Raw genomic sequence first — 17,508 nt, 5'->3', positions numbered from 1 at the left:
GCGCACCGATGTGCCGAAGATCGTCGATATGTACATGACCGGCAAGATCGAGATCGACCCGATGATCACCCATGTCATGGGGCTGGAGGACATCAACAAGGGGTTCGAGCTGATGCATGCGGGGGAGAGCATCCGAAGCGTGGTAGTATACTAAAAAGCAGTTTCGTTTGGAGCCAAGGTTCGTCATTGCGAGGAGCCGAAGGCGACGCGGCAATCCAGAGCCGCGTAAACCGCCCTGAATTGCTTCGCTTCGCTCGTATGGACGTGAATTTGGGAGCATCGAATTGACCGGACCCTATGTCCTGACCTTCAGCTGCGTCGATGCGGTCGGCATTGTCGCCGCCGTTACCGGCTTGCTCGCCGAGCGCGACGGCTTCATTCTCGACAGCCAGCAATATGCCGACCTCGATTCGGGGCGTTTCTTCATGCGCGTTGCTTTCCGCGGCGCGGGGCCGAGCTTTCCTGAGGGGCTTGCGGGCGTGCAGGCGGCGTTCGCGCCGATCGTCGACCGTTTTGCGATGGACGCGCGGATCAGCGACAGCGCCGCAAAGCCGCGCTTCGTCATCGCGGTGTCGCAGGGCAGCCATTGCCTCAATGACCTGCTCCACCGCTGGTCGACCGGTAACCTCGCGATCGATATCGTCGCGGTCGTGTCGAACCACGAGCATCAGCGGCGGCTAAGCGAATGGCATGGCGTGCCGTTCCACCATTTCCCGGTCAGCGACGCCAATCGCGCCGAGCAGGAAGAACGCATCCTCGACCTGATGGCGCGCAGCGGCGCCGACTATCTGGTGCTCGCGCGCTATATGCAAGTGCTGTCGCAGGACATGTCGGGGAAACTGGCGGGGCGCTGCATCAATATCCACCATAGTTTCCTGCCTGGGTTCAAGGGCGCCAAACCCTATCACCGGGCGCAGGAGCGCGGGGTCAAGCTGATCGGCGCGACGGCGCATTTCGTGACCAGCGACCTCGACGAAGGCCCGATTATCGAGCAGGCCGTCGAGCGCGTCGATCACCGCGATTCTGTCGAGGATCTGATCCGCATCGGCCGCGATGTCGAGGCGCAGGTGCTGGCGAAAGCGGTGCGCTGGGTCGCCGAACAGCGGGTGTTGATCGACGGACGCAAGACGGTGGTCTTCCGCTGACAAGGCTGGCACAAGATCGGTATCGATTCGCAACGAAAATAGGAGAGAGCGATGTACAGTCACAATATGGTCGGCACGAACGACGTGGCGAAAGCCAAGGCATTTTATGACGCGACCTTCCAGGCGATCGGCGGCAAGCCGGGGATCCAGGACGACAAGGGCCGCCTGATCTATATGCACAATGACGGCTTGTTCCTGGTGACGCCGCCGATCAACGGCGAACCGGCGACCGCGGGCAATGGCTGCACCATCGGGTTTGCGATGGCCGACGAAGCGCAGGCCAAGGCCTGGCACGATGCCGGCGTCGCCGCGGGCGGCACCAGCATCGAAGACCCGCCGGGCGTTCGCGAAGGCGGCTTTGGCCAGCTTTACCTCGCCTACCTGCGCGATCCCGACGGCAACAAGCTGTGTGCGCTGAAGCGCCTGTAAGCGGACGATAAGAATGATGCGCGGCGAAGCGGGATTGCGAGCGGACATGTGTGCGCTCGGTATCCCCTTCGCCGAACATGACCATGACGCGGTGTTCACCGTGGCGGAGAGCGATGCGGTGCACGCCGCGATGCCGGGCGCCCATACCAAGAATCTGTTCCTGAAGGACAAGGGCGGGGCGTATTGGCTGGTCACCGTGCCGTCCGATGCGCGGGTCGATTTGAAGCGGTTGCCCGTCGCGATCGGGTGCAAACATGTTAGTTTCGGCAAAGCGGCAGATATGGAGCGCCTGCTCGGTATTGCACCGGGTTCGGTGACCCCACTCGCGGCGATCAATGCGGCGCCGGGGAGTATCACCGTGGTGCTCGACGCTCCGCTGGCCGACGCCGATCCGGTCAACGTCCACCCGCTGCGCAACACCGCGACGCTTGCGCTGGCAGGCGGTGCGATACTGGACCTGCTGCGCCATTGGGGGCATGATCCTATGGTCGCCACCATTCCCGTGCAGGATAATCCATGACCATCGAAACCCTCTCCACCGTTCGCAGCCATGGCGGTACGCAAGGCGTGTACAAGCACGCCAGCGCGACCACCGGCACCGAGATGACCTTTGCGGTCTTCATTCCCGACCACGAGGAAGGCGCGAAGCTGCCGGTGCTCTGGTATCTGTCGGGGCTGACCTGCACCCATGCCAATGTGATGGAAAAGGGCGAATATCGCGCCGCCTGCACCGAACAAGGCGTGATCTTTATCGCGCCCGATACATCGCCGCGCGGTGAGGGTGTTCCCGATGATCCCGAGGGAGCCTGGGATTTCGGGCTGGGCGCGGGCTTTTATGTCGATGCGACCGAAGAACCCTGGGCGAAGAACTACCGGATGCGGTCCTACATCGAGGACGAACTGCCCTCGCTGATCCTGCGCGAATTCGCTGCCGCCGACATGACGCGACAGGGGATTACCGGCCATTCTATGGGCGGGCACGGCGCGCTAACGGTGGCGCTGCGTACGCCCGATCGGTTTCGCTCCGTATCGGCCTTCTCACCGATCGTCGCGCCGCTGCAATGCCCTTGGGGTGAGAAGGCGTTATCGAACTATCTCGGCGAGGATCGCGCGGCATGGGGCGTTTATGACGCCTGCGCGTTGATCGCGAACGGCGCGCGCGTGGCCGATTTACTCGTCGATCAGGGCGACGCCGATAATTTCCTGACCGATCAGCTCAAGACGCATTTGCTGGTCGAAGCGTGTGAGCGGACGGGGCAGAAGGCCGAGATCCGGATGCAGCCGGGGTATGACCATAGCTATTATTTCATCTCGACCTTTCTGGCCGAGCATGTTGGGTGGCATGCGGAGCGGTTGAAGGCGTGATCGTCGCCCCCGCGAAGGCGGGGACCGCTGGAAGTTTACTCAGCGACGAAAGGTAAGGCCGACAACGGCCCCGCCGTCGCGGGGGCAACGTTATCAATGCTCTGGTATCAGCAGCGTCGAGCCTGTCGTGCGCCCCGCTTGCAAATCGGCATGCGCCCTTGCCGCATCCTGCAACGAGTAACGCTGCCCGACGGTAATCTTCACCGCGCCGCTCTCGATCATCTCGAACACGCGCGCCGCGCCCGCGGCGCGTTCGCCTGCATGGAGATAATAGTCGAACAGGGTGGGGCGGGTGACGAATTGCGAGCCATGCCGCGCGAGCACGCCCAGGTTCACCCCGGTCACCGGCCCACCGGCATTGCCATAGCTGACAATCAAGCCGCGCCGCGCGGTCGCCTTAAGCGATACGTCCCATGTCGCCATGCCGATGCCGTCGAAGGTCACGGGCACGCCCTGGCCGTCGGTGATTTCGCGGACATGCGCGGCGACGTCGTCGCTTTTGTACATCAAAACGTGATCGGCGCCGGCCTCGCGCGCGGCGTGCGCTTTTGCCTCGGTGCTGACAGTACCGATGACGGTCGCGCCGATCGCCTTCAGCCACTGGACGAGGATCAGTCCGACCCCGCCCGCGGCGGCGTGGACCAGCACCGGCCAGCCTGCCTCGACCTTGGCGCATCGTTCGATCAGCATTTCCACTGTGCACGCTTTCAGGAGCGCGGCCGCGGCGGTTTCGTCGTCGATAGTGGGGGGCAGCTTGAACAGCGACGCTGCGCTAACCAACCTCGCGCTGGCATAGGCCGTGCGCTCGGGGCCGAAGGTCGCGGCGCGATCGCCGGGCTGGAAGCCGTGGACGCCGTCGCCGACGGCGATCACTTCTCCGGCGGATTCGACACCAAGGCCGCTGGGCAGTGGGACGGGATAGGTACCGTCGCGGTGATAGGTATCGAGATAGTTGAGCCCGACCGCGGTTTGGCGCAGCAACACCTGGCCGGGGCCGGGTTCGCCAAGCGCTACCTCGTGCCAGTCGATGACCTCAGGTCCGCCCTGGCTTTCGATAATGGCTTCGATGGCTTGCATGCGCCGCTCTCCTGCTGTCCGATCCATCTGGTGGGCCGAGCGGCAGGACGCAAGGGTGGTGCGATCACTTCGCGCGTCATTGCGAGGAGCCGACGACGACGCGGCAATCCAGAATGGTGCAAGACGGCTCTGGATTGCTACCTCCTGCTTTCGCCGGGGCCGTAATGACGAAAGAGGCCGAGTTTACTTCGAAGGACGGCGCGGGCTGCGCTGGCCGAAGGGTTTGGGCTTGTAACGATCGGTGGGCTTGCCGCCGGGGCCACCGGGACCACGCGGACGATCGCCATAGCTGCGATCGCCGCCGGGCGCGCGGCCCAGCGTGCTGCGCGGGGCGCCGTCGCGCGGGCCGCTATGGCCGCCCCCATGTCCGCCTTTATCGCGGCGCGGCGGATAGGTCGGGCCGTCGGGTGCGGGGGTGATCGCGACGCCGCTGTCGTCTTCGCCATCTTCGTTGGCGCTGCGGATCACCGCCTCGGCAAAACGATCGGCAATGGCGCGCGGGATGTTGAACATCGTTTCCTTGGGACCGATGCGGATCGCGCCGATCTCGTTCTTGCTGACATGGCCGCGGCGGCAGAGCAGGGGCAGGATCCAGCGCGGATCGGCATTCTGGTGACGGCCGATGTTGAGGCGGAACCAGACGCTGTCCTCGAACCCTTCGCGCTGATCGCCACCGGCGCCGCGTTCCGGACGCTCGAAGCGTTCGCCGCGTTCGGGCCGACCGGCGGTGTCGCGGCCGCGCGGGCCGTTGTCGATCAGATCCTCTGGCGGCGGCATCAGCGCGCGGTGCGCCTGGACGAGCGAAGCGGCGATGTCCTCGGGGGTGCGTTCGGCCATCAAGCGCTGCGCCAATTCGATATCTTCGGGCTCATGCTCGACGGGGGTCAGCAATTTCTCCATCAACCGTTCCTGATCACGCTTGCGCACGTCGGCGGCGGTCGGAGCGTCCATCCATTCGGCCTCGATCCGGGCGCCGCGCAGCATGCCGTCAACGCGGCGGCGGCGCGGATAGGGGACGATGATGACCGCGGTACCCTTTTTGCCCGCGCGACCGGTGCGGCCCGAACGATGCTGTAATGCTTCAGCATCGCGGGGGATTTCAACGTGGACGACCAGGCTGAGCGTTGGCAGATCGATACCGCGCGCGGCGACGTCGGTCGCGACGCAGACTTTGGCGCGGCGATCGCGGAGCGCCTGCAGCGCGGCGTTGCGCTCGTTCTGGCTATGCTCGCCCGACAGCGCGACCGCGGCGAAACCGCGCTCGACCAGGCTCGCGTGTAGGCGGCGGACATTGTCGCGCGTCGCGCAGAACAGCATCGCCGTTTCGGCGTCATGCAAACGGAGCAGGTTGACGACCGCGCCTTCGATGTCGGCGGGGGCGACGGTGACGGCTTGATAGGCAATATCGCCATGGCCGCGGTCCTGGCCAACGGTTGAAATGCGCAGCGCGTTCGTCTGGTAACGCTTGGCGAGTTGCACGATCGGGTTGGGGATCGTCGCCGAGAACAAGAGCGTGCGGCGGGTGGCGGGGGTACCGTCGAGTATTTCCTCAAGATCGTCGCGAAAGCCCATGTCGAGCATTTCGTCGGCTTCGTCGAGTACCGCGACCCGCAGCGCCGAGAGGTCGAGCGCGCCGCGTTCGAGGTGATCGCGCAGGCGCCCGGGGGTGCCGACGACGATCTGCACGCCCTGACCAAGCGCGCGGCGTTCCTTGCTGGCGTCCATGCCGCCGACGCAGGTCGCAATGCGCGCGCCAGCCTTGGCATAGAGCCAGCTGAGCTCACGGCTGACCTGCAGCGCGAGTTCGCGGGTCGGAGCGATGATCAGCGCGAGCGGCGAGGTCGCGTAGGGCATACGGCCATCTTCGAGCAGCTCGTCACCCATCGCGAGGCCGAACGCGACGGTCTTGCCCGACCCGGTCTGGGCGGAAACGAGCAGGTCGCGGCCCTTGGCCTGATCTTCGCTGACTTGCGATTGAACAGGGGTGAGCGCTTCATAGCCGCGCGCGGTCAGAGCGTCCGAAAGGACGGGGGAAATATTTTCGAAAGTCATTATTATCTCAATAACATAGGCGGTCACCGGTGCGGTGACGGGCCGATAGAAGGGGCTCAATGGGCTTAAATCACCTGTCCGGCAGCGTGTCCGCTTGCCCAGGCCCATTGAAAATTATAGCCGCCTAACCACCCTGTGACATCTACGGCCTCGCCGACCGCATAGAGGTTTGGAACGGTTTTGGCCACCATTGTTTGCGACGACAGGCTGGCGGTCGAAATTCCGCCCACGGTAACCTCCGCTTTGGCGAAGCCTTCGGTGCCATTGGGGCAGAAATCCCAGCGCGCGAGACGCGATTCGGCATCAGCAAGTTTGCGGTCGGTTTGCGCGGCGAGTTCGCCGGGGAGGGCAAGGCGTTCGGCGAGCGTTTCGGCGAGGCGATCGGGGAGCATCGCGCCCAGCGCGGCGCGCAGGGTGGTGCGCGGACGGCTGCGCTTGGCTTCGAGCAGCCAGTCTTTTGGCGCGTCGGGCAGGAAATCGATCGTGACGGGCTCTCCGTGACGCCAATAGCTGCTGGCTTGCAGAATCGCCGGACCCGAGAGCCCACGATGCGTGAAGAGTGCCGCTTCGCGAAACGCCGTCTTGCCCGCGCGCGCCTCGACCGGCGCTGCAATGCCCGACAATTCTCGGAACAGCACATCGTCGCCGCCAAGCGTGAGCGGGACGAGCGCGGGGCGCGGCTCGACGACCTTGAGACCGAACTGGCGCGCGAGGTCATAGGCGAAGCCGGTCGCGCCCATCTGCGGGATCGACGGGCCGCCGGTGGCGATGACGAGAGCGGGCGCGGAAAAGCTGGCGTCGCCGAAGCGGACGGTGAACTTAGCGTCGGCGTGCGTGACATCACGCACCGGCTGGCCGGTGCGGACGTCGACCCCGCCATTGGCTGCCTCCTCCAACAGTATCGCGACGATCTGTTTCGCCGACCCGTCGCAGAACAGCTGGCCCAGCGTCTTTTCGTGATACGCGATGCCATAGCGATCGACGAGCGCGATGAAATCGGCGGGGGTGTAGCGGGCGAGCGCCGATTTGGCGAAATGCGGGTTCGCCGAGATAAAGCGGTCGGGCGCGGTGTTCACATTGGTGAAATTGCACCGCCCGCCGCCCGAGATCAGGATCTTTTTCCCCACCTGGTCGGCGTGGTCGAGCAACAGCACACGCCGCCCGCGTTGACCCGCAACCGCGGCGCACATCAACCCGGCCGCGCCGGCACCCAGCACGATGGCATCAAATTCGGTTGTGGACATGGTGCCTCAGTGCAGCTTCGCGATTGGCAGGCTGTCGGCCTTGGCGCGCGCCTTCACCGATTCCTCGCTGCGGGTCAGCGCTTTGGCGATCGACTTCAGCGGCATGCCTTTTTTGGCGAGCGTATGCAGTTTGTCGATCTCGGTTGGCGTCCACGGCTGTTTGTGGCGTTCGAACTTGTCTTTCATGCCTGCGTCTCCGGGTCGGTTTCGACCGCGAGGATCGCGATCGCATCGTCGCGGCCCTGATATTCGACGCTCTCTCCCGCCTCGGCGCCCATGAGTGCGCGGGCGAGCGGCGCTGAAAAGGCGACGCACCCGAGCACCGGGTCAGCCTCGTCACCGCCGACGATGGTGATCGTTTTTTCGGCCTTGTTAAGGCAATAGGTCACGCGGCTGCCGATACCGATGCTGCCATCGTCAGGGGGCGCCTGCACCTGGGCGGTCGATTGGCGGGTATGGAAGTAGCGCAGGCGGCGCTGCAATTTCTTGCATGCCTCTTTGTCGCCGGTCGCCGCGATCTCGGCTTCAATTTGCGCAACCGCTTCGACGAGCAGTCGCAGCCCTCGCGGCGTCACCAGATTCGGGCCGACCGCGATGGGCAGCTCGAACTCGGGTTCTTTATGTTCGTCGTCGCCCTCGCGGCGAAACGCTACGCTCATGGTCTGGCTTTCCAGTCGAAATCGCAAAAGCCGCCCCTGCGCGCCGAAGGTGGCGACAAAATGGCGCGACCAACCAGGTGAAGCGTAACCTTTGGGTGCGCGCCGCCGAAACTCCTGTCGATGCCATCCCCTGCATCGTCCGTTTCAAAGGGAGTATCCAATATGTCAAATAGTCTGAAACTGTCGCTCGCCGCCTCGGCGGTTCTCGCCATGGCCGCTGGTGCGGTCGCCGTACCCGCCGTTGCCGCCGACGGTGCCAAGGAGCGCTGCTATGGCGTATCGCTGAAGGGCAAGAATGATTGCGCCGCCGGTCCGGGCACGAGCTGCGCCGGTACCTCGACCGTCGATTATCAGGGCAACGCCTGGAAATATGTGACCAAGGGCAGCTGCGAAAAGATAGGCGGCACGCTGGCCGCGCATAAGGGCAACGCCAAGCCGGTCGCCAAAAAGAGCTGAGCCAAGTGCCCCCCCGCCCGCTCCGTGACTTGCCGCAGCGCGCCGGTTTCGGGCTGAAGTCCGAACATTATGCCGACGTGCTGGCGGCGGCGGAGCGGGGTGCCCTGCCCGCCTGGGCCGAAGTTCATCCCCAAAATTACTTCGGCTCAGGCGGGCCTCCGCATCGCTGGCTGACCGCGATTGCGGAACATGTGCCGCTGAGCTTTCATTCGGTCGGATTGTCGCTGGGTTCGGCAGCCGGTGCGGATACTGGCGACCTGGAATCGCTGGCGACGTTGTGCGACCGTTATGAACCGGCGATGGTTTCGGATCACCTCAGCTGGAGCAACGGGCCGGACGACAAATTTCCTGACCTGCTGCCCATTCCTTATAGCGATGCCGCGCTGGACCATTTCGTGCGTGAAGTCGGACGCGTGCAGGACCGCTTGGGGCGGTCGATGCTGATCGAAAATCCCTCGCGCTACCTCGCTTACGCTGGCGACGATTGGGAAGAGGTCGATTTCCTCCACCAACTATGCCGCGGCGCCGGTTGCGGCCTGCTGCTCGACATCAACAATGTCGAGGTGTCGGCGTTCAACCTTGGACTTGATCCGGCGCCATGGCTCGACAGGTTCGATCCGGCGCTGGTCGGCGAGGTACATGTCGCGGGGCACAGCTGCAAGGCCGACGATCTGGGCGGCACAATCGCAATCGACGACCATGGGTCGGCGGTGAGCAACAGTTGCTGGGATTTGCTCGAGACCTTTCTGCGCCGCGCCGGGCCGAAACCGGTGCTGGTCGAATGGGACAGCGATGTTCCCGATTTTGCGGTGCTGATGGCCGAGGTGGCCAAGGCCGACGCGCTACTGGCGCGCGAGCTAGTCGATGTTTGACGGGCAGGCGGCGATCGCCGCGACGCTGCTCCGCGGTCCCGACCACCTGCCAACCGGATTGTTCGCTGGCGACCGCGCCGCGGTGCTGCGCGGCCTGCGCGTCCATGCCAACACCATTTCGCACGCGCGGCTTGTCGCGCTCGAAGACACATTTCCGCGCACCCGCGACTATTTGGGCGAAGGCGAGTTCAACCGACTGTCGCGCGCCTTCATCGAAGGCGGCGGCGCGCAGGGCCGGTCACTAGCGCTGATCGGGGAGAGTTTTTCCGGCTGGCTCGTCGATCAGGGCGCCGCTGACCTCGCGCGCGTCGAATGGGCGTGGCTCGAAAGCTATCATGCACCCGACGCGGTGGCTCTCACCCTGACCGACCTGGTGCAGTTGGACGAAGCGGTGCTGCTGGCGTTTCGCGTCCGGCGCCATCCGGCGACCCGCGTCGTGACGCTGGCCCATGCCGCTGCGCCGCTGGTCGATCCTGCATTTAAGACCGATGTCGGCGCGTTGATGGTGGTGCGGCCCGAGGCCATGGTGCAGCTGCACGCGGTCGGGCCTGCCGACGCCGCGGCCATAGAAATGGCGGACGAAATGACGCCGCTGGGTAACCTTATCGCACATCTTGCCGAAGAACATCCCGAAGGCGGAGCGGCCATTGCGGCGCTGATCGCCGCCGGGGCTTTCGAAAGGGTTGATAAATGAACGGCGTTTTTGCCTTTTACGATCGCGGTGTCGCGCTGGTGTCGGGCCGCGTCGGTGAATCGATCGCGTTGCTCCTCCTGCGCGTTGCGCTCGGCGGGATATTCTGGCGCTCGGGGCGCACGAAGGTCGTCGAAGACAGTTTCTTGCAGATTGACCCGATTCAATATGATCTGTTCGCGTCGGAATTTTCGGGCTTGCCACTGGACCCGGCAATTGCGGTACCACTGACAACCTATGCCGAGCATGTCTTTCCGCTGTTGTTGCTGTTCGGCCTCGCAACGCGATTGTCGGCGGGCGGGCTGCTGGTGATGACGCTGGTGATTCAGATCTTCGTATTCCCCGACGCATGGTGGCCGGTGCATTTGTTGTGGGCGGCGATGGCGGCGATGTTGATCGTGCGCGGCGGCGGACTGTTCGCGCTCGATACCGTTGCTGCTACGCTGCGGCGCAGATGAGCATCGACGAACCCTCGCTGGCGCGGTTGATGGCGGCGTCGCAGCGCGGCGACCGCGCGGCCTATCGCGCCTTGCTCGGCGATTGCGGTAAATGGCTGGCGCGCTATTTTGCGCGCCGCATCGCGCCGCATCAGATCGACGATCTGGTGCAGGAGACGCTGGTGTCGATGCACCGCAAGCTTGCGACCTGGGACAACAGCCGGCCGTTCCTGCCTTGGCTGGCGGCGATCGCGCGCTATCGCTGGATCGACCTGTTGCGCCGCCAGCGCGACGAGGTCGAACTGGGCGAGGGCGACGCGGCGGTCGGGGCTGAGGATGAGATCGTCCACGCGCGCCTCAGCCTCGACCGCATGCTCACCCTGCTTCCCCCGGGACAGGCGCAGGCAATCACGTTGGTCAAGATCGAGGGCGCCTCGATCGCCGAAGCCTCGCAGATTTGCGGACAGAGCGAGTCGCTGGTGAAGGTGAATATTCATCGCGGGCTGAAGAAGCTGGCGCAGTTAATTGAAAGCGAATGAAATGACGAATGGATCGATCGACAATCTGATCGAGGATCTGGCGGGCGAGCTTGAACCCGTGCAACCGCGTCGCCTCGTGCGCGGATCGCTGTGGGTGGCGGGTGGCTGGCTCGTCGGCGCCGCGGCGTTGTTGTGGCTCGCCGGGCCGCGGCACGACCTGGCGGATGGGGCGATGATGCCGCCGCTGCCGCTGCTTGCCTTCTGGCTGATCGTCGCATTGGGTTTTGCCGCGGCGTGGAGCGCGTTGCGCATGGGATTGCCCGGCGTCGGCCGCGATTATAGCGGGTGGCGCTGGGCCGGGCTGGCAACGCTCGCGCTGCCTTTTTCGGCCCTGGTGATGGCGTTGAGCGACGGTCACGCTACGATGGACGCGGCGCTCCCCGCAAATGGTCTGCGCTGTCTCGCACAGGGTGCGTTCGCGGGGCTGGGCGTGGGCGCGGCGCTATTCGCCTGGCTTAAGGGCGGGGCGCCGACGTCGCCGACGCGCGCGGGCTGGGTGATCGGTATCGCGGCGGGCGCTGCGGGCGCAACGATCGTCGCACTGCACTGCGCGTCGAACGACATGATTCATATCGCGCTCTGGCACGGTCTGGCGGTCGCGCTGTCGGGTGTCGCCGGCCGCGTACTGCTGGCGCCTTTGCTGCGCTGGTAGCGGCGCTGGACAAAACATCTCCTTTGTGTATTATACATGTAACACACAAAGGAGATTGGCGATGCGTAACTGGACGATGGCGGTACTGCCGGTGGCTTTGGTGATGACGGTCACCGCATGCAGCGGTGCCGGCCGCGCGGACGGCGACCAGCCGCGCAAGAGTGAGACGACCCGATCCGCCGACGCGGGTCCGGTCGCGACGAAAAGCTATTCGCTGACCGGGTTCACCGAGGTCAAGGTCGCCGGCCCGGACGATGTCACCATCCGCCAGGGCGAGGCCTTTTCGATCAGTGCCAAGGGGTCGGAGGCGGTGCTCGACCGGCTGGAGATTGAGGTCGACGGTCCGACGCTATCGATCGGACGCAAGCGGGAAAGTTTCAGCTTTTCGAGCCGCGACGACGATGACGTCGAAATTACCATCACCATGCCGCGCCTCAACGGGGTACAGCTGACCGGGTCGGGATCGATCGACGCTGACAGCGTCGATGGCGATGCGGTCGAGGCAGCGATTACGGGATCGGGCGACCTCAAGATCGCGAAGCTGACCGGCAAGAGCGCCGACATCAGCGTATCGGGGTCCGGCGACATCGAAATTGGCGGCGGCACAGTCGACGCGGGTGAATATAGCGTGACCGGATCTGGCGACATCGACGCCGATGGGCTTGTCGCCCAGACGCTCGAGGTGTCGATCACCGGATCGGGCAATGTCGAAGCGCACGCGACCGGCACCGCTGACGTCAACATCCTGGGGTCGGGCGATGTCACGCTGGGTGGCGGCGCCAAATGTTCGTCGCGCCAACTCGGTTCAGGATCGGTCAGCTGCAAGTAAGGCGGCGCTGGTGCCGCCTGCCCGGACCGGGTAAGGCGGCACCATGACCCTTGCCCTCCGAAGCGCCGCACTGGCGACCGTCGTCCTGCTAGCTATCGCTCCTGCTGCGGCGGCCGAAAAACGCTTTGGGCTGACAAGTTTCGAGGCAATCGAGGTCAACGCCGATTATATCGTGGAGGTAACGACCCGCGCGCCAGTCGGCGCGATGGCGACGGGGCAGCAGGACGCGCTCGACCGGCTGACCATCGATGCACGCGACGGGCGGCTAGTCATCGGCCAGCGCCAGTTTGCGGGCGATGCGGAACGGCGGGCGCCGCACGGCGCGGTGACGATCCGGATCAATGCCGCGAACCTGCGATCTGCGACGATGAGCGGCGCGGGATCGCTGCGGATCGACCGGATGAAGGGAGCCCGCATTACCGTTGGGCTGCGCGGCCCCGGGACGCTGTCGGTTGGAACGATCGCAACCGACCGATTGTCGGTGACGATGATCGGCAATGGCACGATGACGCTGGGCGGTACTGCGAAACAAGCGCAAATGACGCTGTCGGGCGCCGGGATGTTTGATGCCGGGGCGCTGGCGGTCGACATGTTGACGTTCGACGGCGAAGGCGCAGGTGACCATGTCCTGCGCGCGGTGAAAACCGCCAGGGTGACAGCGCGCGGGTTGGGCAAGACTGTCGTGCTCGGCAAGCCGGTGTGTACGGTACGCAATGTTGGCGCCGGGTCGGTGCAATGCGGGGCGCCTAAGCGTTAGTTCGGTCCGCTGTCGGGTTTCCGCGAACGGATTATAACGGCCCATACGGCCGCTAGCGGATTAATGTCTCGCCGTTCCCAGCCCGTCGATCTTCTTCGACTGGCGCATGATCAGTCCCGGGAACCAGCGCGCGAGCCACGACAACCGCTTTGCCATCTTGCCGACTGTTGTATGAACCTTGTCGCCATGCACCGCCGCCCAAGCCGCTTCTGCAACGCGCTCGACCGGGGCGATCTCGAACCCGCTTTGCGAAAGGCGCTCGCGCGCCGGTGCATTGCTGTCGGCACTGACCTGATCGAGCAGCGGGGTGTCGATAAAGCCTGGCATCAGTGAACGCACTTTGATTCCATATTTGGCGAACTCGATTTCGAGCGCCTCGGTCAACCCGCGCACCGCGAATTTGGTCGCCGAATAGATGGCCAGCCCGGCGACGCCGTAAAAGCCCGATGCCGATCCGGTGTTGAGGATCGCCGATCCCGGCGTCGCCCTGAGCAAAGCCAGCGCCATATAGATCCCGTTGACGACGCCGCCGAAATTGATCGCGATCAGTCGGTCCGCCTCGGCGGGCGGCATGTCGGCGAACTGACCGCCGGTGCCGATCCCGGCGTTGTTGAACAGCACGTCGAGGCGCCCGCCGCTTTCCGTGGCAAAGGCATCGAGCGCTGCCGCCCACTGGTCGCGGTCGCGCACGTCCATCACATGGCGCGACGCGGCGCCGTCGGGAAGCAGCGCGGCGGTTTCGTCGATCCCGGCGCGGTTGACGTCGGCGATCCCGACGAACCAGCCCTCAGCGGCGAAATGGCGCGCGACCGCGCGGCCAATGCCGGATCCGCCGCCGGTGATGAAAATCGCCTTTCGAGCCATCCGTCCCTCCTTACATTGTTGTCAGTGAGACTTGCTGCGAAGCGGGCGTTTGCGTCAAGCGGCAATCGCGGTTTGGCAGGGCTGCGTGCCGCTGGCTAATAGAGCGGCGCACAGGGCAATCGGGTGAAAGAAGGGGCGACAAACGCGTGAATTGCTGAATCTATGCAAATCCTCAGATTTGGACGAGGGTATATTGTGATGGACAGTGGTGATCAGCCGAGCGGAGGCGCGGCGCAGCCCACCCCTAGACGCAGGCCCGCTTTCACCCTATGTTCAGGGAACGGGGCGCAATATCTTTTGCTCCGGCAATTATAGGGGCGATTCTTGCGGTTATTGCTGACCCTTTTGGCATTGCTGACCGGTCTGGCGACGGCCGACCGGGCCGTGGCCGCGCCTGCCGTTCCGGCGGCGATGGGCGCGCTTGTCCTGCTTGCCGAAACCGCGGGCCAAGCCGAAGTCAGCGATAGTGAACGCCGCCCGACCGCGACGACGCCGACCCGGCGTTCGGGGGGCGGCACCGGCCGCAAGCCGCGCAAAGTCCCGCCGCCGCATCTTCCTGGCCTGCTCACCGGCAGCGACCGCGCTCTCGAGTAGAGCGCTGCTTTAGCGTCCTGTTCGTCAGGCGCCGCCCCGTCTTGGGGCTTTCTTGCATATTCTTGCGGCCCGCACGCTGCCTCTCCATTCACATTTCAAGGAATATTCGATGTTTTCTGGCCTCGCCAAGAGCCTGTTCGGCTCGTCCAACGACCGTTATGTCGCCTCGATCCGCAAGATCGTCGACAATATCAACGCCTTTGAACCCACGATGCAGGCGTATGATGACGCGGCGCTGCAGGCGCAGACGCCGAAGTTCCGCGCCCGCCTCGAAGCCGGCGAAACGCTCGACGACATCCTGCCCGAAGCTTTTGCGACGGTGCGCGAGGCCGCGCTCCGCACGCTCGGCATGCGTCATTTTGACGTCCAGATGATCGGCGGCATCGTCATGCACCGCGGCGAGATTGCCGAAATGGGAACCGGTGAAGGTAAGACGTTGGTCGCGACGCTCGCGGCATATCTCAACGCGCTCGAAGGCAAGGGCGTCCATGTCGTCACCGTCAACGACTATCTCGCCCGCCGCGACGCCGAATGGATGGGGCAGGTCTATGGGTTCCTGGGGCTGACCACCGGGATTATCGTCCCGAACCTCAACGAAATGCAGCGCCGCGACGCCTATGGCAGCGACATCACCTATGCGACGAACAACGAGCTGGGGTTCGATTACCTGCGCGACAATATGAAGTTCGACCGCCACCAGATGGTCCATCGCACCTTCAATTTCGCGATTGTCGACGAGGTCGATTCGATCCTGATCGACGAAGCGCGCACCCCGCTGATCATCTCCGGCCCGACCGACGACAAATCCGAGCTGTATATTCGCGTCAATGAGGTCGTCCTGCAACTGACCGAGGATGATTATGAGAAGGACGAAAAGTCCAAATCGATCAACCTGACCGAAGACGGCACCGAGCATGTCGAGCGGCTGCTCGAGAATGCCGGGCTGCTCCAGGGAAGCAACCTTTATGACATCGAGAACACCCAGGTCGTCCATCACGTCAATCAGGCGCTGAAGGCGATCCAGATGTTCCGGATCGACACCGACTATATCGTCAAGGACGGCAAGGTCGTCATCATCGACGAATTCACTGGCCGCATGATGGACGGGCGCCGCTGGTCCGACGGTCTGCACCAGGCGGTCGAGGCCAAAGAAGGTGTGCAGATCGAGCCCGAGAACCAGACCCTCGCGTCGATTACCTTCCAGAATTATTTCCGCATGTATCCCAAGCTTTCCGGGATGACCGGCACCGCGGCGACCGAGGCCGCCGAATTCTTCGACATCTACAAGATGAATGTCGTCAACATCCCGACCAACCGCCCGATCGCGCGCATCGACGACGAGGATGAGTTTTACAAAAATATCACCGACAAGTTCGGCGCGATCGCCAAGACGATCCGCGAAGCGAACGAGCGCGGCCAGCCGGTGTTGGTCGGCACCGTGTCGATCGAAAAATCCGAGCTGCTGTCGTCCTACCTCGAGAAGGAAGGCGTCGCGCACAGCGTCCTCAACGCGCGTTTCCACGAACGCGAGGCGCATATCGTTGCGCAGGCGGGACGCACCGGTGCGGTGACGATCGCGACCAACATGGCGGGTCGCGGCACCGACATCAAATTGGGCGGCAACGAAGAATTCCGCATCGACGACGAGCTGAAGGATGTCCCCGAAGGCCCCGAGCGCGATGCCGGTATCGCGCGCATCACCGCCGAAGTTGCCGCCGAGCGCGAAGCAGTGAAAGCCGCGGGCGGGCTGTTCGTGCTCGCGACCGAACGCCACGAAAGCCGCCGCATCGACAACCAGCTGCGTGGCCGTTCGGGGCGTCAGGGCGACCCCGGCCTGTCGAAATTCTACCTGTGCCTCGACGACGATCTGCTGCGCATCTTTGGCCCTGACACGTTGTTTTCCAAGATGATGAACAAGAATCTGGAGGATGGCGAAGCGATCGGGTCGAAATGGCTGTCTAAGGCCATCGAGACCGCGCAGAAAAAGGTCGAAGCGCGCAACTACGACATCCGCAAACAGGTCGTCGAATATGACAACGTCATGAACGACCAGCGCAAGGTGATCTACGAACAGCGCGGCGACATCATCGACAGCGAGACGGTCGACGATGTTATGGTCGCGATGCGCGCCGAAACGGTCAACGCGATCGTTGCCGACGCCTGCCCGCCGGGGAGCTATCCCGAACAATGGGATATCGAGCAGATGAAGGAGCGGGTCGCCAATATCCTCGACCTCAATCCGCCGATTGATGACTGGATGCAGGAAGATGCGGTCGATCCCGAAATGTTCGAGGAACGCATTCAGGCGATGGCCGACGCGACCGCAGCTGAGAAGGCCGGGCTCGTCGATGCGGATACGTGGAAGGGCATCGAAAAGTCGGTGCTGCTGCAGACGCTCGATCATCAATGGAAAGAGCATCTGGCGACGCTCGACGCGCTGCGTCAGGTAGTGTTCCTGCGCGCCTATGCGCAAAAACAGCCGATCAACGAATATAAGCAGGAAGCCTTTGCGCTGTTCGAACGCATGCTGTCGAACATCCGCGAGGATGTAACGCGGACTGTGGCGCGGATCGATCTGCGCTTTGAGGAGCCGGAAGCGATGCCGCTGCCCGACCTGCCCGATTTCCTGACCACCCACATCGACCCGTTCACCGGCGAAGATAACAGCGCGGACATCGACAGCGGCGGGCTGGGCGTGATCGCGAATACGCTGCCGCCGATGCAGATCCCGCGTCCCGACATGCCCGAGGGTGAAAATCCCTATGCGTCGCTCGAAATCAGCCGCAACGCGCCGTGTCCTTGCGGGTCGGGCCGCAAGTATAAGCATTGCCACGGCCAGATTTGAT

Annotated in this window: 20 protein-coding genes and 1 pseudogene; 15 read left to right on the top strand and 6 right to left on the bottom strand. The window is 64.0% G+C overall.

Annotated features, from left to right (window positions below):
- The 5 genes and pseudogenes from K0M74_RS06430 to fghA all read left to right on the top strand — a co-directional run.
- Window positions 1–154, top strand: a pseudogene (locus K0M74_RS06430) (S-(hydroxymethyl)glutathione dehydrogenase); the annotation flags it as partial.
- Window positions 155–284: 130 nt separating this feature from the next.
- Entirely contained in the window at window positions 285–1,145 is an 861-nt protein-coding gene (gene purU / locus K0M74_RS06425; RefSeq protein WP_293969352.1) for a formyltetrahydrofolate deformylase, read from the top strand.
- A 51-nt stretch (window positions 1,146–1,196) separates the two neighbouring features.
- A complete protein-coding gene (locus K0M74_RS06420) occupies window positions 1,197–1,574 on the top strand; it encodes a VOC family protein (RefSeq protein WP_293969349.1) in 378 nt (125 codons plus the stop codon).
- Window positions 1,575–1,590: 16 nt separating this feature from the next.
- The gene (locus tag K0M74_RS06415; protein ID WP_293969355.1) at window positions 1,591–2,094 is read left to right on the top strand and encodes a prolyl-tRNA synthetase associated domain-containing protein; all 504 of its coding nucleotides are present in this window, start codon (window positions 1,591–1,593) and stop codon (window positions 2,092–2,094) included.
- Window positions 2,091–2,939, top strand: coding sequence for an S-formylglutathione hydrolase (gene fghA, locus K0M74_RS06410; RefSeq protein ID WP_293969346.1), 849 nt, complete (start codon window positions 2,091–2,093; stop codon window positions 2,937–2,939). The genes K0M74_RS06415 and fghA overlap by 4 nt, the downstream gene beginning before the upstream one ends.
- Window positions 2,940–3,032: 93 nt before the next feature.
- Here fghA and K0M74_RS06405 read toward each other — a convergent pair whose 3' ends face one another.
- From K0M74_RS06405 to K0M74_RS06385, 5 genes are all read right to left on the bottom strand, one after another.
- Entirely contained in the window at window positions 3,033–4,016 is a 984-nt protein-coding gene (locus K0M74_RS06405; protein WP_293969344.1) for a quinone oxidoreductase, read from the bottom strand.
- A gap of 183 nt (window positions 4,017–4,199) precedes the next feature.
- On the bottom strand, window positions 4,200–6,068 hold the full coding sequence (locus tag K0M74_RS06400) for a DEAD/DEAH box helicase (RefSeq protein WP_293969342.1): 1,869 nt from the start codon (window positions 6,066–6,068) through the stop codon (window positions 4,200–4,202).
- 65 nt (window positions 6,069–6,133) lie between these two features.
- On the bottom strand, window positions 6,134–7,312 hold the full coding sequence (locus K0M74_RS06395) for an NAD(P)/FAD-dependent oxidoreductase (RefSeq protein ID WP_293969339.1): 1,179 nt from the start codon (window positions 7,310–7,312) through the stop codon (window positions 6,134–6,136).
- A 6-nt stretch (window positions 7,313–7,318) separates the two neighbouring features.
- Complete coding sequence (locus K0M74_RS06390; RefSeq protein WP_293969336.1) at window positions 7,319–7,498, bottom strand: hypothetical protein; 180 nt, start codon at window positions 7,496–7,498, stop codon at window positions 7,319–7,321.
- Window positions 7,495–7,971, bottom strand: coding sequence for a GreA/GreB family elongation factor (locus K0M74_RS06385; RefSeq protein WP_293969333.1), 477 nt, complete (start codon window positions 7,969–7,971; stop codon window positions 7,495–7,497). The genes K0M74_RS06390 and K0M74_RS06385 overlap by 4 nt, the downstream gene beginning before the upstream one ends.
- Before the next feature lie 162 nt (window positions 7,972–8,133).
- Between K0M74_RS06385 and K0M74_RS06380 the strand changes: the two genes are divergently transcribed.
- The 8 genes from K0M74_RS06380 (at window position 8,134) to K0M74_RS06345 (ending at window position 13,204) form a co-directional block, all read left to right on the top strand.
- Window positions 8,134–8,427, top strand: coding sequence for a DUF2282 domain-containing protein (locus K0M74_RS06380; protein WP_293969330.1), 294 nt, complete (start codon window positions 8,134–8,136; stop codon window positions 8,425–8,427).
- Window positions 8,428–8,432: 5 nt separating this feature from the next.
- Entirely contained in the window at window positions 8,433–9,299 is an 867-nt protein-coding gene (locus K0M74_RS06375; RefSeq protein ID WP_293969327.1) for a DUF692 domain-containing protein, read from the top strand.
- Window positions 9,292–9,993 carry a DNA-binding domain-containing protein gene (locus tag K0M74_RS06370; protein ID WP_293969324.1) on the top strand — a complete coding sequence of 234 codons (702 nt, stop codon included), beginning with the start codon at window positions 9,292–9,294 and terminating at the stop codon, window positions 9,991–9,993. The genes K0M74_RS06375 and K0M74_RS06370 overlap by 8 nt, the downstream gene beginning before the upstream one ends.
- Window positions 9,990–10,448 carry a DoxX family protein gene (locus tag K0M74_RS06365; RefSeq protein WP_293969321.1) on the top strand — a complete coding sequence of 153 codons (459 nt, stop codon included), beginning with the start codon at window positions 9,990–9,992 and terminating at the stop codon, window positions 10,446–10,448. The genes K0M74_RS06370 and K0M74_RS06365 overlap by 4 nt, the downstream gene beginning before the upstream one ends.
- Window positions 10,445–10,966, top strand: a complete 522-nt coding sequence (locus tag K0M74_RS06360) for a sigma-70 family RNA polymerase sigma factor (RefSeq protein WP_293969318.1) — start codon at window positions 10,445–10,447, stop codon at window positions 10,964–10,966. Before K0M74_RS06365 ends, K0M74_RS06360 begins: the two co-directional genes overlap by 4 nt.
- Before the next feature lies 1 nt (window position 10,967).
- Window positions 10,968–11,618, top strand: coding sequence for a DUF1109 domain-containing protein (locus K0M74_RS06355; protein WP_293969315.1), 651 nt, complete (start codon window positions 10,968–10,970; stop codon window positions 11,616–11,618).
- 61 nt (window positions 11,619–11,679) lie between these two features.
- Window positions 11,680–12,447, top strand: coding sequence for a head GIN domain-containing protein (locus K0M74_RS06350; protein WP_293969312.1), 768 nt, complete (start codon window positions 11,680–11,682; stop codon window positions 12,445–12,447).
- A gap of 43 nt (window positions 12,448–12,490) precedes the next feature.
- Window positions 12,491–13,204: a head GIN domain-containing protein gene (locus K0M74_RS06345; protein ID WP_293969309.1), complete on the top strand. Its 714-nt coding sequence runs from the start codon at window positions 12,491–12,493 to the stop codon at window positions 13,202–13,204.
- Window positions 13,205–13,264: 60 nt separating this feature from the next.
- On the opposite strand, the gene K0M74_RS06340 is transcribed toward K0M74_RS06345, so the two are convergent.
- The gene (locus K0M74_RS06340) at window positions 13,265–14,068 is read right to left on the bottom strand and encodes an SDR family oxidoreductase (RefSeq protein ID WP_293969306.1); all 804 of its coding nucleotides are present in this window, start codon (window positions 14,066–14,068) and stop codon (window positions 13,265–13,267) included.
- Window positions 14,069–14,401: 333 nt separating this feature from the next.
- Between K0M74_RS06340 and K0M74_RS06335 the strand changes: the two genes are divergently transcribed.
- Together K0M74_RS06335 and secA are read left to right on the top strand one after the other, a co-directional pair.
- Window positions 14,402–14,662, top strand: a complete 261-nt coding sequence (locus K0M74_RS06335) for a hypothetical protein (protein WP_293969301.1) — start codon at window positions 14,402–14,404, stop codon at window positions 14,660–14,662.
- Between the two features lie 109 nt (window positions 14,663–14,771).
- Complete coding sequence (secA, locus tag K0M74_RS06330) at window positions 14,772–17,507, top strand: preprotein translocase subunit SecA (RefSeq protein WP_293969298.1); 2,736 nt, start codon at window positions 14,772–14,774, stop codon at window positions 17,505–17,507.
- Window position 17,508 lies beyond the last annotated feature (1 nt).

Origin of the sequence: Sphingopyxis sp., assembly GCF_019459305.1 — a bacterium.
Classification (GTDB): Bacteria; Pseudomonadota; Alphaproteobacteria; order Sphingomonadales; family Sphingomonadaceae; genus Sphingopyxis.
Note: the sequence above shows the minus strand (reverse complement) of the source record. Positions and strands in the feature narration are given on the sequence as shown.

Coding starts and splice junctions, on each gene's coding strand:
- K0M74_RS06420 (WP_293969349.1), top strand. CDS start 1,197: ATGTACAGTCACAATATGGTCGGCACGAACGACGTGGCGAAAGCCAAG.
- K0M74_RS06415 (WP_293969355.1), top strand. CDS start 1,591: ATGCGCGGCGAAGCGGGATTGCGAGCGGACATGTGTGCGCTCGGTATC.
- fghA (WP_293969346.1), top strand. CDS start 2,091: ATGACCATCGAAACCCTCTCCACCGTTCGCAGCCATGGCGGTACGCAA.
- K0M74_RS06405 (WP_293969344.1), bottom strand. CDS start 4,016: ATGCAAGCCATCGAAGCCATTATCGAAAGCCAGGGCGGACCTGAGGTC.
- K0M74_RS06400 (WP_293969342.1), bottom strand. CDS start 6,068: ATGACTTTCGAAAATATTTCCCCCGTCCTTTCGGACGCTCTGACCGCG.
- K0M74_RS06395 (WP_293969339.1), bottom strand. CDS start 7,312: ATGTCCACAACCGAATTTGATGCCATCGTGCTGGGTGCCGGCGCGGCC.
- K0M74_RS06390 (WP_293969336.1), bottom strand. CDS start 7,498: ATGAAAGACAAGTTCGAACGCCACAAACAGCCGTGGACGCCAACCGAG.
- K0M74_RS06385 (WP_293969333.1), bottom strand. CDS start 7,971: ATGAGCGTAGCGTTTCGCCGCGAGGGCGACGACGAACATAAAGAACCC.
- K0M74_RS06380 (WP_293969330.1), top strand. CDS start 8,134: ATGTCAAATAGTCTGAAACTGTCGCTCGCCGCCTCGGCGGTTCTCGCC.
- K0M74_RS06370 (WP_293969324.1), top strand. CDS start 9,292: ATGTTTGACGGGCAGGCGGCGATCGCCGCGACGCTGCTCCGCGGTCCC.
- K0M74_RS06365 (WP_293969321.1), top strand. CDS start 9,990: ATGAACGGCGTTTTTGCCTTTTACGATCGCGGTGTCGCGCTGGTGTCG.
- K0M74_RS06360 (WP_293969318.1), top strand. CDS start 10,445: ATGAGCATCGACGAACCCTCGCTGGCGCGGTTGATGGCGGCGTCGCAG.
- K0M74_RS06355 (WP_293969315.1), top strand. CDS start 10,968: ATGACGAATGGATCGATCGACAATCTGATCGAGGATCTGGCGGGCGAG.
- K0M74_RS06350 (WP_293969312.1), top strand. CDS start 11,680: ATGCGTAACTGGACGATGGCGGTACTGCCGGTGGCTTTGGTGATGACG.
- K0M74_RS06345 (WP_293969309.1), top strand. CDS start 12,491: ATGACCCTTGCCCTCCGAAGCGCCGCACTGGCGACCGTCGTCCTGCTA.
- K0M74_RS06340 (WP_293969306.1), bottom strand. CDS start 14,068: ATGGCTCGAAAGGCGATTTTCATCACCGGCGGCGGATCCGGCATTGGC.
- secA (WP_293969298.1), top strand. CDS start 14,772: ATGTTTTCTGGCCTCGCCAAGAGCCTGTTCGGCTCGTCCAACGACCGT.